Raw genomic sequence first — 23,096 nt, forward strand, 5'->3', positions numbered from 1 at the left:
GCCGACGAACGGCTGGGAGGTTTGAATGCGAGTGGCTTGGCGTCTCGCCGCTGCCTTGGCTCCACTGGTTGCAACGGGGGCCGCAGCGGCGGCCTCCACGCCGCCGCTTCTGCCGCTGCCGGCCTCGGTGGTGGCGGGGGAGGGGAGCTACGCGCTTGCAGGCGAGGGGCTCATCCTTTCCGCCGATCCCGCCGACAAGGGCGCGGTGGCGGCGCGGGGGCGTTTCCTCGATCTCGTCGCGAAGGGGCATGGGGCGAAGTTCCGCGCCGGCACGTCGGGCGGGGTGCGCTTCCTCCGCGATCCGTCCGTGGCCGGCGATGAGACCTATCGGCTGGAAGTGACGCCCAAGGCGATCACCATCCGGGCGAGCGGCGATGCCGGCCTCTTCTACGGCGCGGAGACGCTGTGGCAGCTTGTCGCTTCGGCGAAGGGCGGCCGCATCTCCGCCGTCCGTATCGACGACAAGCCGGCCTTCGCCTGGCGCGGCGTGATGCTGGACAGCGCGCGGCATTTCCAGCCGGCCGCCTATGTCGAGCAACTGCTCGACCGGATGGCGGCGGCGAAGCTCAACGTCTTCCACTGGCACCTGACCGACGACGAGGGCTGGCGCATCCCGATCGACCGCTATCCCCGCCTGACTGAGGTGGGCGCATGGCGTACTCCCGCGGGCGCGGCGGGGCGCGATCCGAAGACGGGTCAACCGGTGCGCTATGGCGGTTTCTACACCAAGGACGAGATTCGCCGGATCGTCGCCTATGCGGCGGCGCGGCACATCACGATCGTCCCCGAGATCGACATGCCGGGCCATGCGACGGCGATGGTCGCGGCCTATCCGGAGCTGGGCTCCACCCCCAATCCGCCCACGACGCCGAGTTCGGACTGGGGCATCCTGCCCAATCTGCTCAACACGGAGGATTCCACCTTCACCTTCATCGACAATGTGCTCGACGAGGTGATGGCGCTGTTCCCCGGCACCTACATCCATGTCGGCGGCGATGAGGCGCCCAAGGGCCAGTGGAAGGGCGATCCCCGCGCGCAGGCCCGCATCAAGGCGCTCGGCCTCAAGGACGAGGAGGCGCTGCAAGGCTGGTTCACCGGCCGGCTGGGCGATTATCTGGAGAAGCATGGCCGCCGCCTGATCGGCTGGGACGAGATCCTCGACGGCAGCGTGCCCGCGGATGCCATGGTGATGTCGTGGCGCGGCATGGATGGAGCGCTCAAGGCGGCGCATCTCGGGCATGATACGGTGCTTGCGCCCGCGCCGGTCTTCTATCTCGACAACCGGCAGAGCGATTCCCCCGACGAGCCGCCCGGACGCGGCGAGATCGTGAGCTGGAAGCGGCTTTACGATTTCGACACCGCGCCGTCCTCGCTGAGTGCCGATGAGCGGCGGCATATCCTCGGCGTGCAGGTCAATCTGTGGACCGAGCGGGTCCGCACCACCGATTATGCCGACCGCATGATCTGGCCCCGCGCCGCCGTGCTGGCGGAGCTGGGCTGGTCGCCTGCGGGCACGCGCGACTGGGCGGGCTTCATAAGGCGGCTCCAGCCGGAGCTGGCGCGCTGGCAGAAGCTCGGCTGGGCCTATGACCGGACGCCGCTCGATGTGGAGGCGAAGCTCGACGGTGGCGCGATCACGCTCGTCCAGCCGGCCACGATGGGGGAGGTCCGCTACACGACCGACGGCAACGCGCCGACTGCGAAGTCGCCGCTTTATGCCGGGCCGATCGCCTTCACCGGCGCGAACCGGATCGCGGCGCAGGCCTTCCTCGACGGAGCACCGCTGGGCACCGCGCGGCGCTTTAGCTTCGACGCCGCCAGCCCCTTCACACGGGCCGCGACCGCCATGGACCTCTGCTCCAACAAGCTGCCGGATCGCATCGAGGATGACGGCGCGACTGACGGCGTGCGCCGCATCCTGTGGGGCGATGCGATGCAGACGTGCTGGATCTGGCGGCAAGCCCCGCTCGACGGCGTGCGCTCGATCAGCGCCGAGGTGGGGAGCGTGCCGTTCAACTATCAGCTCGGCGCCGACATCGCCTCGGTGAAATTCCGCGCGCCCGAGACGCCGGACGGCGAGCTCGAAGTGCGGCAGGATCGCTGCGACGGCCCGCGCATCGCCAGCATCCCGCTTGCCCCCGCCGCCCGCTCGGACGGCGTGACGACACTCTCCGGCCCGCTTGCCGCGGCCGTTCAGGGCACGCACGATCTCTGCATGACCTTCACCCAGAAAGCACCGGACCCGCTGTGGCTGCTCGACCGATTGACGCTGAACCGATGACCCTCGCGGTGGCGAGCCCGCTGGCCGGCTGGCTGACCGGCCTCGACGTCGTGCCGGACCCGGTGTTCGCCGAACGGATGCTGGGCGACGGGGTCGCGATCGATCCGGTGGAGGGGCTGGTCCGCGCGCCGGTATCGGGGCGGATCGCGACGCTTCACCCCGCGCGCCACGCCGTGACGCTGGAGAGCGATGAGGGCGCGGTGTTGCTCATCCATATCGGGCTGGAGACGGTGGCGCTCGGCGGCGAGGGCTTCACGGCGCATGTGGCCGAGGGGGATCGGGTCGCGGTGGGCGATCCGCTGATCGGTTTCGATCTGGATGCGGTCGGGCGGCGGGCGAAGAGCCTCGTCACGCCGATCATCGTCACCAATGGCGAGGCGTTCGCCTTGGCCGCGCCCGCTGTCGGCCGGATGATTGCGGCCGGCGAACCGCTGTTCGATCTCGTGCCGCGCGAGGGCGAAGGCCGGACCACAGGGGCAGTCGGGCCGACCGTGGAGCGCACGTTGATCTTGCCGCTGCGTCATGGACTGCACGCTCGCCCCGCCGCGCGGATCGCTGATTGCGCGCGCGGCTTCGATGCGGTGGTGGAGATCGTAGCCGACAAGGGACGGACGGCCTCTGCGCTGAGCCCGGTTGCGATGCTGGCGCTGGCCCTGCCGCACGGAGCGCGGTTGCAGGTGCGTACCACCGGTGCGGAGGCGGAGCGGGCTGCGCAGGTCGTTGCGGAGCTTATCGAGAGCGGTATGGGCGAGGGCCTCGCCATTGCCGCACCGGTCGAGGAGCAGGTGGCCGAGGCGCCGCTCCCCGATCAGTTGCGCGGTGTCGCGGCGGCGCCGGGGCTGGCGAGCGGCCCGGCGTGGACATTGGCGCGCCAACGCTTCGAGCTCGTCGAGCGCGGGCAGGGTGTCGAGCAGGAGCGCACCGCACTGGCTGAAGCGCTTGCAACCCTGCGCGCGGAGCCGGAGGCCGGGGAGAGCGTGGCGGCGTCGATCGCGGCGGCGCATCGGGCCTTCCTCGCCGATCCCGAGCTGCTCGCGGCGGCGGAGCGCTGCATTGCGGCCGGGCAGAGCGCGGGCTTCGCCTGGCGTGAGGCCGTCGGCGGCTTCATCGCGTTGCTGGAAGGCACGGGCGACCGGCGCTTCGCCGAGCGGATCGATGATCTGCGCGATCTGGAGGGCCGCGTGCTCGCCGCCCTCCATGGCGCGCCCGCGACGGTCGAGGCGCCGGCCGGTGCGATCCTCGTCGCGGAGGAATTGCTGCCCTCGCAGCTCATGGCGCTCGCAGGCCGCAAGCTCGCCGGCATCGCCACCGCCGGCGGCGGGCCGACCTCGCATGTCGCGATCATCGCCGCCGGCCTCGGCCTTCCGATGCTGGCCGCGCTGGGGCACGACGTCACGCGGATCGCGGATGGCACGACCTTGCTGCTCGACACCGGCACGGTGACGCTCTTCATCGATCCTCCGGCCGAGCACCTCGCCCGGATGCGCGACGATGCCGCCCGCCGAGCGACCTTCCGCGCCGAAGCGGAGACGCGGGCGCACGATCTCGCCATCACCCGTGATGATGTCCGTATCGAGGTCGTCGCCAATCTCGGTTCGCTTGACGAGGCGCACGCCGCGGCCAGAGCAGGAGCCGAGGGTTGCGGCCTGTTGCGGACCGAATTTCTCTTCCTCGACCGGCCCTCGCCGCCCGATGAGGAAGAACAGTACGCCACCTATCAGGCGATCGCCGACGCCCTTGGGGGCAAGCCTTTGATCGTCCGCACGCTGGATATCGGCGCGGACAAGCCGGCGCCCTATCTGCCCATGCCGGCGGAGGAGAACCCGGCGCTCGGCCTGCGCGGCCTGCGTCTCGGGTTCGCGAAACCGGCGCTGATGGAGACGCAGCTCCGCGCGCTTGCGCGCGTGAAGGGCGATGTGCGGATCATGCTGCCGATGGTGGTGGAGCCCGCCGAAGTCCGCCGCGTGAAGACGATGCTGGCGGGGATCGCGGAGCGGCCACCGTCGCTCGGCATCATGGTCGAGACGCCCGCCGCCGCGATGCTGGCCGATGCGCTGGCCGTGGAGGCGGATTTCTTCTCGATCGGCAGCAACGATCTCAGCCAATATGCGCTGGCGATGGATCGCGGCAACCCGGCGGTGGCGGCGCAGCTCGATGCGCTGCATCCCGCCGTCCTCCGCCTGATCGCCGCCACCGTGGAGGGAGGCCGCAGGCAGGACCGCTGGACGGGCGTGTGCGGCGGCATGGCGGCCGATCCGCCGGCCGTGCCGATCCTGATCGGGCTTGGCGTCACCGAACTCTCCGTGCCGCCCTCGGCCATTGCCGAGACAAAGGAACATGTGCGGCGGATCAGCCGTGTGACCGCCCGCGACCTCGCCCATCAGGCGATGGCGGCGGACGGAGCCGACGCGGTGCGGGCGCTCGCCCGCCGGTTCGTGGAGGAGATGGGGGCATGAAGGTTTCAGTCCAGTCGCTCCAGGTGCTCGGCCGTGCGCTGATGCTGCCGATCGCCGTGCTGCCGATCGCGGGCCTGCTGCTCCGCCTTGGCCAGCCCGATCTGTTCAACATCCCTTTCGTCGCGGCAGCGGGCGGGGCGGTGTTCGACAATCTCGGCCTGCTCTTCGCGGTCGGCATCGCGGTGGGTTTTGCGCGGGACGGCAACGGCGCGGCGGGGCTCGCCGGGATCGTGTGCTTCCTCGTCGCCAGCCGGGGCGCCGCGACGCTGCTGACTGTGCCGCCGCAGACGGGCGCGGGGCTCCCCGCCGATGCGCTGGCGCTCGCCACGGAGGCCTTCCGCACCAAGGCCGTCGCCAAGCTGTCGGTGCCGATCGGCATCCTCTCCGGCGTCATCGCGGGGAGCGCGTATAATCGCTGGTCGGGCATCAAGCTGCCGGATTATCTGTCCTTCTTCGGCGGACGACGCTTCGTGCCGATTGTGTGCGGGCTGGCGGGGCTGGTGCTCGCCGCCGTCGTCGGCTTCGCCTATGCGGCCATCGCGGGCGGCATGGATGCATTGAGCTACGGCGTGATCCATTCGGGCGTGTTCGGGCTGTTCCTCTATGGCGTGCTCAACCGGCTGCTGATCGTCACCGGGCTGCATCACATCCTCAACAATGTCGCCTGGTTCATCGTCGGGGATTTCCACGGCGCGACCGGCGATCTCAACCGCTTCTTCGCGGGCGATCCGACGGCGGGGGCCTTCATGTCGGGCTTCTTCCCGGTGATGATGTTCGGCCTGCCCGCTGCCTGCCTCGCCATGTACCGCGCGGCGCTGCCCGAGCGGCGCAAGGCCGTGGGCGGCCTGCTGCTCTCCATGGCGCTGACCGCCTTCCTGACCGGCGTGACCGAGCCGATCGAGTTCAGCTTCATGTTCCTGGCGCCCGTGCTCTACGGCCTGCACATGCTGCTGACGGGCCTCGCGATGGTGGTGATGGACCTGCTGGGCGTGAAGCTGGGCTTCACCTTCTCGGCCGGGCTGCTGGATTATGCGCTGAACTTCCCCAAGGCGACGCGGCCGCTGCTGCTGGTGCCGATCGGGTTGGCCTATTTCGCGCTCTATTATGGCGTGTTCCGCTGGGCCATCGCACGTTTCGACATCCGCACGCCGGGTCGCGAGGAAGAGGCGGTATCGACGGTGGGCGCTGGGCAGCCCGTCGAGCGCGGCGCGGCCTTCGTGGAGGCGTTGGGCGGGGCGGGCAATCTCGTCTCGATCGACGCCTGCACCACGCGGTTGAGGCTGGTGGTCCGTGATCAGGCGAAGGCGGATGAGGCGCGGCTGAGGGCGCTGGGCGCCAAGGGCTTCGTCCGCCCCTCGGCGGAGGCGTTGCAGGTGGTGCTTGGCCCGATCGCCGACATGGTGGCCGATGAGATGCGTGGTGCGGCGGGCGGGCTGGCGAAGACGGCTCCGGCCGGGATGGTTTCCTTGGCGGAGGGTCCGATAGCCGATGCCGCCCCGTGGCTGGAGGCGCTCGGCGGGCGGGGGAATATCCTCGACGTCGCGGCCAATCCCAGCCGCCTGATGCTGCGCCTCGCCGAACCCGCGCGGATAGACGAGGCGGCGCTCCGCCGGCTCGGCCTGCGCGGCGTGGCGCGGACAGCGGACGGCGCGCTCCATCTGCTGCTCGACGGGGCGGAGCCGATCGGCCGGGCGCTCGCGGCATGAGCGACGCGCCCACAGCCACCGGCCCGCGCCACCCGCACGACCGTGCCGGAAGGCGGCTGATCTCGCTCGACCTGCTGCGCGGGCTGACCGTGCTCGGCATGATCATCGTCAACTCGACCGCGGGCGTGCAGAAGCGCGACGGGCCGGTCTTCCCGCTGCTGCTCCATGCCGACTGGGCGGGCTTCACCATCGCGGACAGCATCTTCCCCGCCTTCATCCTGATGGTGGGCGTGTCGGTGGCGATCTCGTCGCGCGGGACGGCGCCGGAGACGAAGCGCGTCCTGCTGCGCGCCGGGCGGCTGATCCTGCTCGGGCTGTTCCTCTCCAACATGTTCTGGCTCTACACGAGCGCCAAATATCACCCGCGCCTGCCGGGCGTGTTGCAGCGGATCGGCATCGTCTATGCCGTGACGGCTTTGCTCTATCCGATCACGACGCCACGGATGCGGGCGTGGATCGCGGGCGTGCTGTTGTTGCTCTACTGGCCGCTCTGCCTGATCCCTTCGCCCGACGGGCTGCCGACCGACATCTGGGTGCAGGGGCATAATTTCGCATCCTGGGCGGATCGCGCCGCGCTCGGCACGCTGCGCTTCGTGAAGGGGCCGGACGGCTATGACCCGGAAGGGCTGCTCAGCACGATCCCGACCATCGCGGAGGCGCTGATCGGCACGCTGGTGGGCGATTATCTGCGGCGCGCCCTGCCGACGGGCGAGGCATCGAAGCGGATGGCGCTGGCGGCCTTGGCGATGATCGCGGGCGGGCTTGTCTGGGGGCTGGTCTTCCCGATCGCCAAGAATCTGTGGACGAGCAGCTTCGTGCTGCTCACTTCCGGCATCGCCCTGCTGCTGCTGGCAGGCCTCCATCGCTTCCGCGATCGGCGGGATGCGCCGGAGATCAGGGGCGGTCTGCTCGGCAGCTTCGGGCGCAACGCCATCGCCGCCTATGCGCTGCACGAGGTGGCGTCGATCATCCTGCTGTCGGATGCGCTGCAATGGCCCTTCCGCCAGCTTGCGCCCGTGACGGGCACGCAGATCGCCGCGCTGGCGCCGGTGCTGATCTTCACGGCGCTGGTCTGGTGGCCGATCGCGGCGATGGACCGGCGCGGCTGGTATCTGAAGATCTAGGTCTCGTAGCCGCCGACCTCCATCGCCGCCTCGACGATGGGGAGGATCGGCGTGAGCTGCGCCCGATAATTCTTCCATCGCCCGATCGAGCGATCGTGCAGCGGCTCGCGGACCTGCGCATAGCTGGGCGTGGGCGCATGGCGGCGACTCTCGTGGAAACTCGCCTGCGCGGGCTCCACGGGCAGATCGACATGGGCCATCAACCGCTCCGTCTCGCCCGCCTGATCGGCGATGAAACGCTCATAGGCGAAGATGTGGGGCGGGAGGCCCAGCCGCTCGCGATAGCCCCCCGTCAACGCGGATACGGCGGCGAGTTGGTGCGCGGCATCCTCCAGCCGGTAGCCGCAATCGAAGCCGTGCGTCAGGTCGTGCGCCATCACCGAGACGAGGATGTCGAGCGGGTGCCGCCGCACCGCCACCATCGGCGCCTCCTGGAAGGCGAGTTGGAGCAGCGGCAAATAGATCTCGTTGAGCGGCATCTTGTCGGTGAAGAAGGCCGGGCCGGCCTGCCTCAGGCTGTAAACATCCGCGCGGGCGAGATAGAAGTCGCGGAGCAGGGCGGGGACGTGGTGATGGTCCGCCGCGGCGATCTTGCCCATGCCGTGGGGGAAGGGCTGGCCGTCGCCCAGCATCCGGCCGGCGAAGTCGCGCAACTCGGCGGTGAAGGGCAGTTCGCCTCCGGCCGTGATACGGGAATGGCTGGCGAGGAGTTGCTCGGTCATGGTCGTGCCTGAGCGCGGCATTCCGAGGATGAAGAGCGGTTGCGGCCCATCGCGCCGCCCGACGCGCGGCGTTTCGGGGAGGTGCATCGCGGCCAGCCGGGCGAAGTGCGCCTCCACGCCTTGCGCATCGTAACGCCGGCCCGACGCGGCGGAGAGTGTCGCCTTGCCGGCGGTGAAGTCGCGCCAGGCTTCTTCGTAGCGTCCGGCCCGGTCGCGCAACCGGCCTCGGAGCAACAGCGCGGCGCCGCTCATCGCCGGCTGCCGGTCGAGCAGGGCCAACGCTTCCGTCCAGCGCGCGTCGCGAGACAGGAGCGTAGCGCGTAGCAGCAGCACGTCGCGCCCCTCTCGCGTGGCGAGGCGGCTCGCCTGTTCGATGGCGCGGTGGGCGGCATCGAGGTCACCGGCCTGCTCTGCGATCTCGACCGTCAGCACGGCGGCCGCGAGCAGGTTGGGCTGGGCGTGGGACACTTCGGCGGCCAGGGCCGAGGCTTCCTCCAGCGCGCCCTGCCGCATCAGGTTGCGCGCGAGGTTGAGCAGCAATTGCGGATGCCGCCCGGCGAGCGCGATGGCAGTGCGGAGATGCCATGCGCCCTCGACCAGCGCCTCCCGCCCGGACAGGAAGGCGCCGAGCATCGCATGAGCGTCGGCGTTCGCGGGAGCCACTGCCACCGTTGCGCGGGCTTCGGCTTCGGCTTCGGCCGAGCGGCCCGCTTCGAGCAGCAGGCGGGCGAGATCGTCGCGTGCCCAGCCGGCGTCCGGCGCGATCGCGATGATCCGGCGCAGCTCGCGTTCGGCGGTTGCGGTGTCGCCCCTCTGCCGGGCGGCGAGGGAGAGGATTTCGAGGGCATCGACGGATGCCGGCTCGGCGGAGAGCACGTCGCGCGCCGTCGCGACGGCGGTATCGAGGCGGCCTGCCCGCATGGCCTCACGGGCCTGTTGTATCTTCATCGCAGCCATGGCTCGCACGATAGCGAAAATCGGCGCCGCCGCGAGGGCTGTCGGGAAAAGCGGCCAGCCGCCGGTCGAAGCCGGCGGCTGGCCCTCAGGGTCAGAGCTTCAGGCCGACGCGGGCATAGAAGAACTGGCCCGGCAGATCATACACCGCCGGATCATAGTTGCTGAGCTGGCAGCTGTAGCAGGCCGGCGGCGCGGTGCCGGCGATGTTGTTGACGCCCACCGAGAAGGTGACGGAGTCATGCGCCAGTTTCGTATCCCAGCTCAGCAGCAGGTCGCCGTAGAGACGGCGGCCGAGCGTATGGCCGGGATTGGAGCCGCCGCTCTCGGTCACGCCGCTCAGATAGCGGCCCGTCAGCGCCGCGGTGAAGCGGCCCAGCGTCCAGTCGGTCGTCGCGGTCGACTTGTAGCGCGGATAGGCCTGGCTGCCCGATTCCGTGCCGACGCGCTTGATGACGACGTTGCCGTCCGTGGTCGGCTGGATCTGATCGAAGCTGAAGGTGAAGGTGTTCTGCCAGTTGAAGCCGAAGCTGCCATAAGGCGTTTCGGGCGAGCGATAGTTGAAGTTGATGTCGAGCCCGTCGGTCTTCAGGCTGGAGAGGTTCTGAAGGATGCCGTCGATGCGGATGATCTGCCCGGTGGCGCTGCGGTGGATCTTCGAGCAGCTCAGCGGATCGCCGTTGACCTCGCAGGCCTCCAGCAGCGAGGTGGTATCGACCGCGCCGATCGCGTTCTTCACCTTGATATGGTAGTAGCTCGCTTCCAGCGTGAGCGTTCGCGCCCAGGCGCTCGCCCACGATGCCGAATAGACGGCGCCGCCCACCCAGCTCCGCGAGGTTTCCGGCTTCAGAGCGGGGTTGCCGCTGGTGTAGACCGGCAACTGCTCGTTGTTCTGGCCGTAATTGCCGTTCGGCGTGACGCCGTTGGCGGTGCAGTTGGCCACCAGATTGGCCGGCGACACGCCGGTCTGCACGCCGTTGCAGGGATCGGTCGCCGGATCGTCGAAGCGCGAGGGCGAGCCGAAGGATTCCGCGATCGACGGAGCCCGGAAGCCCTGCGCATAGGTGCCGCGCAGCAGCAGATCCTGCACCGGCTTCCAGTCCGCGCCCGCCTTCACCGTCGCCTTCGAGCCGCTGCTCGAATAGTGCGAATAGCGCGCCGCGAACGAGGCGTTCAGCATCTCGAAGAAGGGCTTGTCCTTGAGGACGGGGACCGACAGCTCGCCATAGACTTCGTCGGCCTTGATATGGCCGGCGCTGGCGGCGGCGGGGATGTCGGCGCCGAGGCCCGCCTGGATGATCGGGTCGGGCGTGAAGGAGCCCTTCTGGTCGCGATGCTCATAGCCGAGCGCGATGCCGACCGGGCCCGCCGGAAGATCGAACAGCGAGCCGGTGAGGTTGACCGTGCCGTCCCACAGGCGCTGCATCGAGCGGTCATGCTGGGTGAAGGCGATGAAGTTGTACATCTCCGGCGTGATCGTGCCGGCGCCGCCGAAGACGTTGAGCGGTACGCAAGGATCGGTGCAGTCCGCGATCGGGCCGAGGGCCTGCTGCACCTTCGCGGCGTTGACGTTGCCGCTGACCGACTGCTGCGCGCGGCTGGTGCCGTAGATGCCGTTCACATCCCAGAACCAGTCATGCGACAGGAACTGGAATTTCCCGCTCAGCGTCGCGGTGCCGTAATAGCTGTCGACGCGCTGGTCGTAATGGCGCGGGCCGCCCTCGACGAGGCGGCGGGCGACGAAGCTGTAGTTGCTCGCCCCCGGCGCGGCGCTCAGCGTGCCGAACGGGTTGTACGGGTTGCTGCCGTCGATCGTGATGTTGTCGAGCAGGTTGCCGTTGCCCGAATCCGGGCCGATGAACAGCGGCAGCGGCGCCGCCTGGTTGGCCGACTGGCGCCGGTTGAAGAAGAACTTGCCGCTGAACTTGATGTCCTCGCCGAGCGGCTGCTCGACGTTCGCGAACGCCGAATAGCGCTTGTAGGGCGTCAGCAGATAGTTGGTCGGCTGGAAATTATAGCGATCCGGCGTGGTGAAATCCCGATAGTCGGCGAGCGTCGGGATGCCCGAGATCGGGGCCTTGACCGTCAGGTTCTGCCCCAGCACGAGGAAGCGCCCGTTCGGCGTCGCCGAGCTGCAACCCGAATTGCATTCGGTCAGGAACGGGTCCGGAAATTCCGAGAAGGCGCGATCACCGGCGAACACCGGCTTCTGGCTGACATAGCTGCCGCCGACGATGATCTCGGTGCCAGTGCTCTTGATGCCGAAGCCATAGCTGATGTCGTAATTCTGGGTGAAGCCGTCACCTTCCTTGAAGATGCCGTGCTGGGCGCTGGCTTCGAGGCCGTCCTGCTTGGTCTTGGTGATGATGTTCACGACGCCGCCGATCGCGTCCGAACCGTAGATCGCCGACGCGCCGTCGTTCAGCACTTCGACGCGCTCGATGGCGGCCTGCGGGATCGCGTTGAGGTCGACCGAGGCCGGGATGCCCGACGCCGACGAACCGTTCACGAAGCGCATCGAATCCACCAGCACCAGCGTGCGCTTGGAGCCGAGATAGCGCAGGTTGATCTCCGACGCGCCCGCGCCGACGCCGCCGCCGTCCGGCGGATTGCCGAGGTTGCCCGAATTGTTGCTCTTCGTGTTGAGGCCGCCGGCCGATCCGGGCAGGCGTTGCAGCACGTCGGCGATCGAGCTGAGGCCGGTGCGCGCGATGTCCTTCTGGTCGACGAAGGTGACGGGGGAGGGCTGGTCCAGCGGGCTGTGGCGGATGCGCGATCCGGTGACGATGATCTCGCCGGAGGAGGCGGCATCGGTGCCGGTCTGCGCCACGCTCAACGGCGCGTCGGGCGTACCGGTTTGTGCGAGGGCGGGGCCGGCCACGAGCGCGAGACTCAGCGCTGCGAATCCGGTGTGACCAAGGAAATACGCCTGTTTCATGAAAACACCCCTTGTCTTGCAAGGGCTTTTGCCGCGCGGATCAGGTGCTCTGTCCCCGTCGTCGCCCCCGTCGCGGAGAGGGTGAGCAACCCTCGTGGAGATTGCAACGGCGTTTGTATCCAAACTGCAATTTCATTGCGATGTGTTGCAATCGGGAATGCAAACAGGTCATGTTGAGGCCGTCGAAGGCGCCTAATGTTACGCACAGATGCATCTGTTGCATCGAAAACGGAGCCCGCACGTTCGGCCTTGGCGCATGCAGTCTGGAAGACCCCGCGCGGCTAGCCACGGGGGGTGAATTGCCTTATCTGCAACGCTCTGAAGCTATACATGACGAGCAGGCCCTTTGACCGCCACGGATTTCCTGTCACCCGATAACCGCGAGAGGACGCTCGATCCCTGCGGCTTCATGCCTGCGCTTGCCAGCCGCATCGTCGGGATGGGGGGGCAGGAGACGCCGGGTGATCCGGCCTATGCGTTTCATACCGAATATGTCCCGTGCGGCGTGGGCACGGCGGTCTTCACGCTGCGGCCCATCGATCTGTCCGCGACGCGAGGCAATCTGACGGTTCGGATCGGCGCGATCTCGACGGCGCCCGGCGCGGTCGGGCGCACGGTCAAGATGGCGATGATCCCGCTGGCGGATTTCGCCGTCACGGGCGAGATGCAGCTTTCGGTCAAGACCAAGAATGGCGTGCTCTATGCCGTCATAGGCCTGATCTACGGCTCCACTGACGCGACGGCCGACGACATCCACATCCATCTCGAGGTGACGCCGAGCGACGATCCCGCGGCTGAAGAGGAGGTCAAGGCTTCCTACAGCGCCTTCGGGCACGAGGTGGCGCGGCCTACTTCCCAACTGGCGGCACACGGCCCGGCGACGCTGGCGGCGCCTGTCTCTCAGGTCTGCACGCGCGGACAGTTCGAGGATGCGGCGTTCGCGCAGGCGGCGGCCTCGCTCGGCCTCGATGGCGAAGGCGATCTGCGTCAATGGCGGCTGGCCTACGCCTATCGCGTGCTGGAAAGCTATGGCGTGGTCCAGTCCGGCGCGCGCGGGCTGGGATATATGATCGAGGCCGATCCTCTACCTGCGCGACTGGCGGCCGATGGTTGCGGGGTCGTCGCGGCGGCCCATGCCGGGGAAGTGCGGGGCAAGAAGCGCCTGACTTCGATCGACGATCTCCGATATGCCCATGTCGGATCGAGCGAACGGTTCCACGAAGCCGTCGATTTTCAGGCGGTGGATGACTGGACCGTTCCGGACGACCTGGGGGAGTTCGATTTCTGCTGGTCCACCGGCGCCGTCGATCTGCTGGCATCGCAACAGGACGTGATCCAGTTCATCAAGGGCTCGCTGCGACCATTGAAGATCGGCGGGCTGGCGGTGCATGTCCTTCCCTTCGATCCTGCGCCCTCGGTGTTGGCGCATCGCGAGGGTGGGCCGCTCTTCACGCGCGGCGATATCGAGCGGCTGGCGTTCGACATCGTCTCCTTCGGCCATGAGATCGCGCAGGTGAAATTCGGCACGAGCGATGATCGCGCCCTGGGCGTCATCGGGCTGGTGCTGCGGAAGGGCGAGTCGACTTTCTTCTGATCGGAAGGATGCCCGCCACTGTCGCTCTGCGTGATCGGCGGCACGCATAGCGGAACGGCCTCGGGATGCTGATCCCGAGGCCGTTCTTGCTTGCCGTTTCGCTGGAATCAGCTCGCCAGGCGGGCGGCGTAGAAGAACCCGTTTCCGCGCGCGGGCGACCGGTCGAAAATGACGAAGCGATTGTCCCGCAGGGGCTTCAGCAGATTGTGCTGGTCCTTGTCCGGGAACATGGCGTGCCATTCCACCATGAAGCCGTCGATCTTGTCGAACAGGCCCGCCCGATCGAGGGATTCGAAGATTGCGAACTCCGATCCTTCGCAATCCACCTTCAGGACGACGCTCCGGCCATTGGCGCGCGCGCTCTCGATGATCGGGCGCAGCGTATCGCCGGCATCGCGCAGTTCCATGAAGGTCGGCCTGCCGCCGGCGACGCTCAGGGTCGATCGGGCGCCTGAATCGCTCGTCGTCGCCGCCAGGATTTCCCCCGACCAGTTGCGATCGGAAATCCCGATATTGTACGCGTGAATCTTCGCCATCAGAGCCGGGTTGAGGCCCAGGTTTTTCCGGGCCCGTTCGAACGTCTCGGGGAAGGGCTCGAAGGAGTGGACTTCCTTCACCTCCGGCTTGCTTGCGAAGCTGAGCGTCGCGAGGCCGATGTTCATCCCGATGTCGATGAGGCAGGTGTCTCTCGACGACAGGATATTATAGGTGTTCTCGAAGAGGATTTCCCCGATGAAGGTGAGATCGTCCCGCGAACGCGCGAAGAAAGACATCCCGTCCTTCGACAGGACGACGGCATCGCCTTCCAGGCGAACGCCGAAGTTGTTTTCATAGAGCGAGCGGAAATAGGCCTTGTGTTCCCGGAAGAAGGCATTGCCGGTGTCATTAGCGGGGAAGTCGTGCTGCATGATCGCTTCTTGCGCGGTGCCATCCAGCCGGATCACGCGACGATATTCGTCGATGATGAGCGGAGCCTCGCCCGATACGAACACGCGATATTCCATCCGGCTGGGCTCGGCGATCTCGAACGCGACCGCGAACTTGGTGCGCCCGTTCTGGAGTTCCGACGTCTGGATATCCTGAGCGACCAGAATTTCATTGCCGAAATTGCGGGAGACATCAAGAATTGCGCACCTGGCGTCCCCGTTAAGGGACGTGTTCTGTGCGAGTTCGATGTGAAATTCTACAATGTAGGATCCAGGATGCAGAAACTCGTAAGGACCGAAAACCGCATGTCCTAGCTTGTTCGGGTCCGTGACAATGCGGGAGCGGCCTTCGTCCGAGGAGGGGGTTCCCAGCGCGAGGTTGAACATCAAAATTCCTAACCTTTTCTCGGCCCCCTCAATCACACCTCATTCTTAACTGTCAAGCCGGCCTGCCATGGGAAGAAGGGGGCTTGTCGACGACCCGCGTCCCTCGGGCGCCGAGGAAAAATTGTCGCGATAACATTCTGGAGGATAAAGGGTTTCGTTCGAACGAAGAGGCGACCCGGCATCGCCATTCGGCATTCACCGCCGGGCGGAACCATGGGTGTGAAGCGTGCCCGGTTCCCCGGCGAACGGTGCCCGGTGGCCGACGTGTCGACAGACGGTCGGCGCCGATCAGGAAAAGGCCCGCGGCGCGCGGAGGAAATTGCGGATTCTGGCCAGTAGCGAACCCTTCGTATCCAGCGGATGGCAATCCCGCGCGGCTTCGTCGCGATCGAGCTGGGCCAGCCCGCGCTGAACGGAGGCTTCGAGGGCTTCCGCCAGCCGTCCGTCCGACATGATGAGGCTTTCCAGCGCCTTGCGCGGCAGCTCCAGCACTTCGCCCGAGGTCAGGGCGGTGACGCGAACGGGTCGGGGATCGCCGCTCATCATGCTGATCTCGCCCAGATATTCGCCCGGACCGATCCGCCCGTATCGCCGCAGCATGCCGCTCGCGTTCGTCTGGCTGATCTCGAATATTCCCGAGCGAATGATGTAGAGGGACGCACCCACGCTGCCCTGTTCGAACAGGACGGCGCCGGGATCGAACCTGTGCGGCAGGAGATCCTTGGCGATCTGCGCGACCTGATCCGTTGCCAGGGATTCGAAGAGAGCCAGGTTCTGAAGCAGGCTGGTGTTGGGAAGGGGCGTGGCGTCCTGGACGCCTGCGTGGCGGAAAAGCCTGCGGACCTGCCAGAGCAATTCGCCCCGCGCGACGGAGAGGGTGGGCGTGTTGGCCACGAAATAGCCGACCGAGAAGGTGGTGGTTCGTGTGCCCACATGCCTGATCCGTATCGAAGGCGCCGGATCGGTCAGGATGGCCGGGCAGAGCAGGATGGCCTGCCGGATCAATTCGGACAGGAGCTGCGAACTGGCCGTGGAGGATGTCGAGATTTCGACGGACGCCGCCCGGCGCTCGGTCGGCACGCTGCGGTTGATGATCTGGCTCTTGGCGACGATGCTGTTGGGGATGGTCGCGAGATCCTCGCTGTCCGTTTGTATCCGGATCGACCGCCAGTTCATCTGGACCACGATTCCCTCGGCATGGTCCCCGATCGTCACGCGGTCTCCGACGTGAAAGGGTTGCTCAAGGCCAACCGCGATGCCCGCGAACAGGTCCGCGAGCGAATTCTGGAGCGCAAGGCCCAGCACGATCGCGATCACGCCGGATGTCGCCAGCAGGCCCTTGATGGGCAGGTCCAGCACCGAGTTCAGGATGATGAGAACCGCGGTCAGGTAGATGGCGCCGGCCAGGAGGTCCGAGAAGAGCCGTGCCTGACGGGAACGGACGTCACGGCCCAGCACGACGACCGTGCCCGTCGCGATCAGCCGGGCCGCGATGAGCCACCAGACGACGGCCAGCGCGCGAAGCCACGCGCTGTCGGGCCGAACGGCCAGCTCCGTCAGGCCGGGCAGCGGCGATGTGCCGCGTGCAACGAGGCAGGCGCCGATCGTCACCAGCAAAACCGTCTCGGCAGTCACCTTCGCCGCGATCGATCGCGAGCGGATGAATAGCAGCGCGACGAGGGTCGTCAGCAGCAGCAGGGCGGGGACAAAGGGTTCGCTCATCATGGCTGGGGCGCCTTTCCAAGGACGCCGCAGGCCAGTGCGAGCGTGGCGGCGGCGGAGAGGGTGGCGCTGTGCGCGTCGGCGGCGGCATCGCGGGCTTCGAGAAGCTGGCGCTCGGCGGCGAGCATGTCGGTCGACGAGCCGACGCCGTGGCGGAAGGCCGCCAGCGCCGCATCGTAGGTGGTCTGCGAGGCATCAAGCAGCGCTTTGGTGGCGGCGACGGCGGCGATGCTGGTGCGGAGCTTGGAATTGGCCATCACCACCTCCTGCGAGGCGCCGAGCTTCGCGCGGTCCAGCGTCTCGGTGGCGGAGGCGGCTCGGTCGCGCGCTTGCGCCAGCATCGCGTCGCGCACCCCCGCATCATAGAGCGGGATGGTCACGCCGCCCAGCACGGTCGCGCCCCAGCGGTGGTTGGAGAGGTTCACGGTGGGGGACTGGTCTCCCACGCCCGGCAGCGCGGTGACGTCGATATTGCCGCTGGTATAGCTGCCCGAGGCCGAGACGAAGACCTTGGGCATGAACTCGGCCTTCGCGGCCTTCACGCCGGCATTGGCGGCTTTCTGCGCCGCGATGGCGGCGAGCACGTCCGGCCGCCGGGCGAGCGCACCGGAGAGCACCTGATCGATCGGCTTGTCCAGATTGTCCGGTAGCGGCTGGTCGGAGATGTCCGCGATGCGCATCGAGGTGAGCGGCGGGATGCCGATCGCCGAGAGCAGGGTGACATAGGCATCCGAGACGTCGCCATTGGCGCGCACCTTTGCCAGCTCCGCCTGCGCGGTGAACTGGCGGGCCTGCGCCACCTCGATGATCGTGCCCACGCCCTGTGCCTTGCGCGCCTCGGCGGCGGTCTGCACGTCGCGCGCGTCCTTGAGCGAGGCCTCGGAGCTGTCGGCGCGGGCGCGGGCCGCGGCATAGGCGTAGAAGGCGAGGCTGACGACATGGATCAGCTTCTGGTGCGCGGCGGTGAAGCCGATGTCGGCGATCACGGTGCCCTGATCGGCGGCCTGCACCAGCGCCTCGCGCTTGCCAAAATCGAACAGCAGCCACTGCAGCGACAAGGTGGAGACGGTGCCCGTCAGCGAGCCGCGATCCTCCGCCGACAGGCCGAGCGCGGAGGCGTGCCCGCTGTGCGTCTCATATCCGCCGAGCGCGGTGGCGGTGAGGCGCGGGAGATAGGTGCTGCGGGCGATGCCGGCGGCCAGCGCCGCGTTGCGGGCCTCGTTCCACGCGATCCGCGTCTCGGGGTTGGTCTGCTCGGCCAGATCGATGAGATCGGCGAGGCCATAGACCTTGGCGCTGTCGATGGCCGGCGCGGCGGCCATCGCGGCGGCGGCCGGATTGGCGGGCAGGACATAGCCTTCGGTGGGCGCCGCCGCATGGCCCTTCCTGGGATCGGCCGTGAGGTCGCCGGAGCGGTCCACGGAGGGCGACCAGGGGCGGTCGGGCGCGGGCGGCGCCATGCGTTGCGCGGAGGTGGCGCATCCGCCCAGCAGCAGCGCGAGTAAGGGCACGAACCTAGCGCGCAAGGGCTTGCTCCAGTCGGGATGTGTCGATGGCCGGCGGGTCGCCGCGCTCCACCGCGTCGGCCAGCGTGTCGAGGCGGGCGGCTTCGGCGTCGAGCGCGGTGCGGTCGTCGGTGGTGAGCAGGGTGGCCTCACTGGCCGAGAGGCTCTCCAGCAGCGCGTTGCGGCGCTGGAACCAGCCTCGGTCGGGCCGCATCGAGACGGGCTCGTAGCCGGCGATGCCGAGATTTGTCGCCACCGGCGCGACGGCTGCATGGGCGGTGGGCAGGGCGTCGCGCCGGGTGCCGTGATCGGGCAGCCGTGCGATCCGGGCGAGGCCCCGGAACAGGCCCGCGATGGCCGGATCGATGCGCCGCGCGATGCTCACCGGCCAGACGGTCACGAAGATCAGGTAGATGGCCGCGTTGCCGATCAGGATGCCGATCACGCGGTCCCGCGCCACGGTCAGGTCGAAGTCCGGGCTCGAACCCTGGATCACGCACAGGAAGAAGGCGAAGGTGAGCTGGAAGCCCGCATAGGCGATGCGCGGCCCGCCGCCCGCGATCCAGCCGCCCGCCAGCGCGCCCGCGAAGACCAGCGCGAGCAGGCCGCCGATCCGGTCGATCTGCGGTATCAGCCAGACGATGGCGGCAAGGCCGAACGCCGCGCCCACCAGCGCGCCTGCGATGCGCAGCGACAGTTTCTCGACCGTCTCGGCGGTCGTGTCGAGCGCGACGATGTAGCAGGTGATGAGGCAGGTATGGATGCCCTGCCAGTCGGTGAGCGAGTAGAAGAGATAGCATCCCATCGCCGCGCAGGTGACCTTCACCGCATAGCGGACATGATCCGGGTTGCTGAAGGCGTCGGGCAGGAAGAAGCCGCCTTTGGGTTTGGGAGCAGGCGCGGCGGGCGGCGGCGCGACGGTGAAGCTCGCCAGCACGGCATCGAAATCGACGGTGAGCGAAGTGGCCGGGCCGGTAAGGGCGACGACCTCCGCCGGCGCCACGGGTTCGATTCCGACCGGATAGAGGTGGCGGTCGAGGATCGCGGCCATCTCGCCCAGCGTCGCGGCGGCGGCCTGTCGCCACGCGGTCGGCATGTCGGGCTGGCGGTCGGCCGCTTCGGCCAGCATGAGCAGCGTGTCGGTGGAGCGCGCCGCCTGCTGGAGCGCCTGCAGATGGGGGCGCGGCGTCAGCTTCTCCATGAGCGCGAGGTGGAGCAGCCCCAGCACGCCCGCGCCGCCCTGCCGACGCAGCGTGGCGACGCGGCGGCGCGCACTTTCGTCCGGCGCTGCGAGCAACGCCTGCGCGGCGCGCAGCCGGCCCGCGAGCGCTCGCTCCGCCAGCCGCCGGGGTGCAGGCCCCGCCAGCATGTTGACGACAATCGCCACGCCCGCCGGAATGGCGATGATGAGCCATACATAGAGCAGCGCCCGCGTCGCCAGCTCGCCCACCGGCGCCTTGCCCAGCACGTCGAGCCCATAGGCGAGGATCAGGGCGATCGTGGAGGCGAAGGGCTTGAGCTTGCTCGCCGACGCGAGGAACAGCATTGCCAGCGACAGGCCCGCCATGATCGTCACGCGCAGCGAGGGATAGTCCAGCGCGTGCGCGGCTACGAACAGCAGGAAGCCGATCAGGAGGCTGATGAGGATGGTGAGCGCCACGCTCGTCAGCACGCTGCCGGTGCGATCCGGCTTGAGCATGAAGAACACGACATAGGCGCTGAGCGCCACGTCAGGCAGCGCATAGGTCTGCGTCACCAGCACGGTCAGCGTGCAGATCGTGGCGATGCGCAGCGCGAACTCGCCGCGCCCCGGCGTCCGCGCCGTCAGATCCGCGAACCGCGCCCGGATCGTGCCGGAGAGCGGCTCATCGGCAGGCGGCGCCATGATCGATCTCGATGATGGCGCTGGCGCCGAGCCGCACCAGATCCGCGGGCGGATGCGCCAGCTTCACGCGCACCGGGAAGCGCTGCGACACGCGCACCCAGTTGAGCGAGCGCTCCACATAGGGCACGCCGCGCGGCAGGTTGACCCGCTCCGTATCCAGCACGCCCGATCCGATGCCGGTGACGAGGCCGCGCATCGGCCGCGCGCGGTCGATCAGCGAATAGACCGTCGCGCAATCGCCGACGCGGACGTGCTTCAGCGCCGTCTCGCGGAAATTGCCGATCGAGAACCATTCGTCCGACGCGATCAGCGTGAACAGCGACTGGGTGGGCGCCACAACCTCGCCGCTCGTCACGGTGAGGCCGACGATGCGGCCGTCATGCGGCGCGCGCACTGTGGTCTGGCGCAACTGGCGTTCGGCGATGGCGAGCGCGGCACGGCGGGCCTGCACATTGGCTTGCGCGCCCGCGACCGTGTCCACGGCCGTGCGCGCGGCGGCCTGCTGCTCGCGCGCCTGCACCAGCGACTTGGCGGCGTCATGAGCCGCAACCTCCGCCTGATCGAGCTGCTGCTCGGGGACATAGCCGGCGGCCGCGAGCGGCTTCAGCCGGTCGACGGTGCGCTGGGCCAGCGCCGCATTTTCGGCGGCCTTGCGCGTCTGGTCCGCGGCGATGGTGGCGTTCGAGCCTTGCGTGGAGACGATGCGCTGCTGCGTGCCGACGGTCGCTTCCGCGATGGCGAGATCGGCGCGCGCCTGCGCCATGGCCTCCTGATAGGGCTCCGGATCGATCTGGAAGAGCAGGTCGCCCCGCTTCACCTCGGCATTCTCGGTGACGCCCAGCTTGATCACCCGCCCGCCGACCTCGGAGGCGACATGCACCACGTCGGCATCGATGGAGGCGGCGTCCGTCGAGGGATTGCGCGCCGCGCGGGAGAGGATGACCGCCAGCATCACCAGCGCCGCCACGATCACCAGCAGCGCCACCAGCTTCGCCACGCGCGAGTGGCTCTTTTCGCCCGCGGCCTGCATCAGCGGCCCAGCCACAGAAGGTCGATCACGCCGGCCACGAGGATGCCGACCGCGAGACAGGTGAAGAGCGGGAAGGGGATCGCCTCCGCGCGGCCCGCCACGCCGAAGGCGATCCGGGTGGCGATCGCGATCAGTATCGTGACGATCGCGAAGATCAGCCAATCGGGGAAATAGGCTCCGAACACGACGATGGCGGGTGCCGGGTGGGGGGAGCACCCGCCTAATGACCCGGCAAGGGGGACGAGCAGCAGTTGAAGTCCGCGGATGTGCCGGAAAGTCCGCCCAGGTTGCGCCGATAGTAGTTTGCGGGTTCCGGATGCGTGGAGCGGGCTGCTGCTCACAGAGCGGCCGAGCCCATGCGGACGGTGATCTCTCCGTTCGGTATCATCGTTGCGCCCCCCAAGATGGCCGCGATCATAACGCGACGATATTATGTTCTGCTAGGGGCATATCGGCGATTGTTTCGGGCATCTTGCGGGTGGTCTTGGCGCGACGGGAAGCACTTCGGGCCGCCATGGCTCCCCCGAGAGCGACGGACCGGGATTCCAATGCGTTCAATGCCTTCTACGCAGGGTGATCGGCATCGAGTCGATGGGCGAGGATGACGCCCGGTGCGGCCGGGCTGGCGGGACGGTTTGACGTCGGCCATCATCGCGGGCGATCCGCATGGCGTAATGTCGGCGCCATCGGCCCCGGCAAAAATGGGAGAGGCATGATGAAGAAGATGATCACCTGCCTGTGGTTCGACCATGGTGAGGCGCGCCGGGCGGCCGAATTCTATGCGAGCCTGTTTCCCGATAGCCATGTCGGCGACGCCCATGCCGCCGCCACCGACTTTCCCGGCGGCGAGCAGGGCATGGAGCTGATGGTGGATTTCACAGTGCTCGGCCGCCCGTTCGTGGGGTTGAACGGCGGGCCGAATTTCAAGCCCAACGAGGCCGTCAGCTTCATGGTGCTGACCGAGGATCAGGAAGAAACCGATCGCTATTGGAACGCGATCACCGGCAATGGCGGCACGGAGAGCGCGTGCGGCTGGTGCAAGGATCGCTGGGGCTTCTCCTGGCAGATCACCCCGCGCGCGCTGCTGGAGGCGACCACCGACCCGGATCGCGCCGCCGCCAAGCGGGCGATGGAGGCGATGATGACCATGCGCAAGATCGACATCGCCACGATCGAGGCGGCGCGCCGTGGCGAGACGACCCATGCGTAGGATCATCGGCAGCGTATTCCAGTCGCTCGACGGGGTGATGCAGGCGCCCGGCGGGCCGTCGGAGGACTGGACCGGCGGGTTCGAGCATGGCGGGTGGCTGTGGCCGCTGGACGACGAAGCGACCGGCGAGTGGATCGGGGAGCTGTTCGGCGGCGCCTATGATCTGCTGCTCGGTCGCAAGACCTACGAGATATTCGCCGCTTATTGGCCCTATGTCTCGGGTGAGGAGGCGCCGATCGCGGACGCCTTCAATCGCGTCGGCAAATATGTGCTGACGCGCGGGCAGGACCTGCTCGACTGGGAGAACAGCCACCGGCTCGCCAGCATCGACGCGATCGCCGAGATCAAGCGCAGCGACGGCCCCGATCTCATCATACAGGGCAGCAGCACGCTCTATCCCGCGCTTCTGGAGGCGGGCCTGCTCGATCGGCTGACCACCTTGACCTATCCGCTGGTGCTGGGCAGCGGCAAGCGGCTGTTCGGTGCCGGCACGCCGCCCCGCTCGCTCAGGCTCGTCCGGCATAGCGTTTCGCCCAAAGGGACGATCATCGCGCATTACGAGCCCGATGGCGCGGTCCGCACCGGCAGTTTCCTGACGATCGAGCCGAGCGAGCGCGAGAAGGCGCGGCAGCAGCGCATGAAGGTGGAGGGCTGAG

Annotated in this window: 15 protein-coding genes; 7 read left to right on the plus strand and 8 right to left on the minus strand. The window is 68.1% G+C overall.

Going from position 1 to position 23,096, the window contains the following annotated elements; genetic code table 11:
• Nucleotides 1-25 precede the first annotated feature (25 nt).
• Genes ST3T6A_RS0107685 through ST3T6A_RS0107700 form a run of 4 tightly spaced genes read left to right on the plus strand, consistent with a single transcriptional unit; the run spans nt 26 to nt 7,567 of the window.
• A complete protein-coding gene (locus ST3T6A_RS0107685) occupies nt 26-2,281 on the plus strand; it encodes a family 20 glycosylhydrolase (protein WP_026359521.1) in 2,256 nt (751 codons plus the stop codon).
• Nucleotides 2,278-4,737, plus strand: coding sequence for a phosphoenolpyruvate--protein phosphotransferase (gene ptsP, locus ST3T6A_RS0107690; protein WP_019832334.1), 2,460 nt, complete (start codon nt 2,278-2,280; stop codon nt 4,735-4,737). The genes ST3T6A_RS0107685 and ptsP overlap by 4 nt, the downstream gene beginning before the upstream one ends.
• Nucleotides 4,734-6,443 (plus strand): N-acetylglucosamine-specific PTS transporter subunit IIBC, encoded by a 1,710-nt coding sequence (nagE, locus tag ST3T6A_RS0107695; RefSeq protein WP_019832335.1) that lies wholly within the window; start codon nt 4,734-4,736, stop codon nt 6,441-6,443. Before ptsP ends, nagE begins: the two co-directional genes overlap by 4 nt.
• Entirely contained in the window at nt 6,440-7,567 is a 1,128-nt protein-coding gene (locus ST3T6A_RS0107700) for an acyltransferase family protein (protein WP_019832336.1), read from the plus strand. The genes nagE and ST3T6A_RS0107700 overlap by 4 nt, the downstream gene beginning before the upstream one ends.
• Here ST3T6A_RS0107700 and ST3T6A_RS19640 read toward each other — a convergent pair.
• Both ST3T6A_RS19640 and ST3T6A_RS0107710 read right to left on the minus strand, forming a co-directional pair.
• A complete protein-coding gene (locus ST3T6A_RS19640; RefSeq protein WP_083937399.1) occupies nt 7,564-9,246 on the minus strand; it encodes a tetratricopeptide repeat-containing sulfotransferase family protein in 1,683 nt (560 codons plus the stop codon). The genes ST3T6A_RS0107700 and ST3T6A_RS19640 overlap by 4 nt on opposite strands.
• Before the next feature lie 91 nt (nt 9,247-9,337).
• A complete protein-coding gene (locus ST3T6A_RS0107710; protein ID WP_019832338.1) occupies nt 9,338-12,181 on the minus strand; it encodes a TonB-dependent receptor plug domain-containing protein in 2,844 nt (947 codons plus the stop codon).
• Nucleotides 12,182-12,527: 346 nt separating this feature from the next.
• Here ST3T6A_RS0107710 and ST3T6A_RS0107715 point away from each other — a divergent pair, with 346 nt between their 5' ends.
• Nucleotides 12,528-13,775, plus strand: a complete 1,248-nt coding sequence (locus ST3T6A_RS0107715; protein ID WP_019832339.1) for a hypothetical protein — start codon at nt 12,528-12,530, stop codon at nt 13,773-13,775.
• Nucleotides 13,776-13,882: 107 nt separating this feature from the next.
• Here the strand turns inward: ST3T6A_RS0107715 and ST3T6A_RS0107720 are convergent, their stop codons facing one another.
• The 6 genes from ST3T6A_RS0107720 to ST3T6A_RS0107745 all read right to left on the minus strand — a co-directional run bounded on the left by ST3T6A_RS0107720 (nt 13,883) and on the right by ST3T6A_RS0107745 (nt 21,415).
• Nucleotides 13,883-15,088 carry an FkbM family methyltransferase gene (locus ST3T6A_RS0107720; protein ID WP_019832340.1) on the minus strand — a complete coding sequence of 402 codons (1,206 nt, stop codon included), beginning with the start codon at nt 15,086-15,088 and terminating at the stop codon, nt 13,883-13,885.
• Nucleotides 15,089-15,376: 288 nt separating this feature from the next.
• Nucleotides 15,377-16,813, minus strand: a complete 1,437-nt coding sequence (locus ST3T6A_RS0107725; protein WP_019832341.1) for a mechanosensitive ion channel family protein — start codon at nt 16,811-16,813, stop codon at nt 15,377-15,379.
• Nucleotides 16,810-18,336 (minus strand): TolC family protein, encoded by a 1,527-nt coding sequence (locus tag ST3T6A_RS0107730; protein WP_026359522.1) that lies wholly within the window; start codon nt 18,334-18,336, stop codon nt 16,810-16,812. The genes ST3T6A_RS0107725 and ST3T6A_RS0107730 overlap by 4 nt, the downstream gene beginning before the upstream one ends.
• Nucleotides 18,326-20,200, minus strand: coding sequence for an FUSC family protein (locus ST3T6A_RS19645; protein ID WP_019832343.1), 1,875 nt, complete (start codon nt 20,198-20,200; stop codon nt 18,326-18,328). Before ST3T6A_RS19645 ends, ST3T6A_RS0107730 begins: the two co-directional genes overlap by 11 nt.
• Entirely contained in the window at nt 20,181-21,230 is a 1,050-nt protein-coding gene (mdtN, locus tag ST3T6A_RS0107740; protein WP_019832344.1) for a multidrug transporter subunit MdtN, read from the minus strand. The genes ST3T6A_RS19645 and mdtN overlap by 20 nt, the downstream gene beginning before the upstream one ends.
• Nucleotides 21,230-21,415, minus strand: coding sequence for a hypothetical protein (locus ST3T6A_RS0107745; RefSeq protein WP_019832345.1), 186 nt, complete (start codon nt 21,413-21,415; stop codon nt 21,230-21,232). Before ST3T6A_RS0107745 ends, mdtN begins: the two co-directional genes overlap by 1 nt.
• A gap of 527 nt (nt 21,416-21,942) precedes the next feature.
• Here ST3T6A_RS0107745 and ST3T6A_RS0107755 point away from each other — a divergent pair.
• Nucleotides 21,943-22,440: a VOC family protein gene (locus ST3T6A_RS0107755; protein ID WP_019832346.1), complete on the plus strand. Its 498-nt coding sequence runs from the start codon at nt 21,943-21,945 to the stop codon at nt 22,438-22,440.
• Complete coding sequence (locus ST3T6A_RS0107760) at nt 22,433-23,095, plus strand: dihydrofolate reductase family protein (RefSeq protein ID WP_019832347.1); 663 nt, start codon at nt 22,433-22,435, stop codon at nt 23,093-23,095. The genes ST3T6A_RS0107755 and ST3T6A_RS0107760 overlap by 8 nt, the downstream gene beginning before the upstream one ends.
• The last annotated feature ends 1 nt before the right edge of the window (nt 23,096 follow it).

The sequence above is a fragment of the Sphingomonas sp. PR090111-T3T-6A genome (assembly GCF_000383095.1).
Lineage (GTDB): Bacteria > Pseudomonadota > Alphaproteobacteria > Sphingomonadales > Sphingomonadaceae > Solisphingomonas.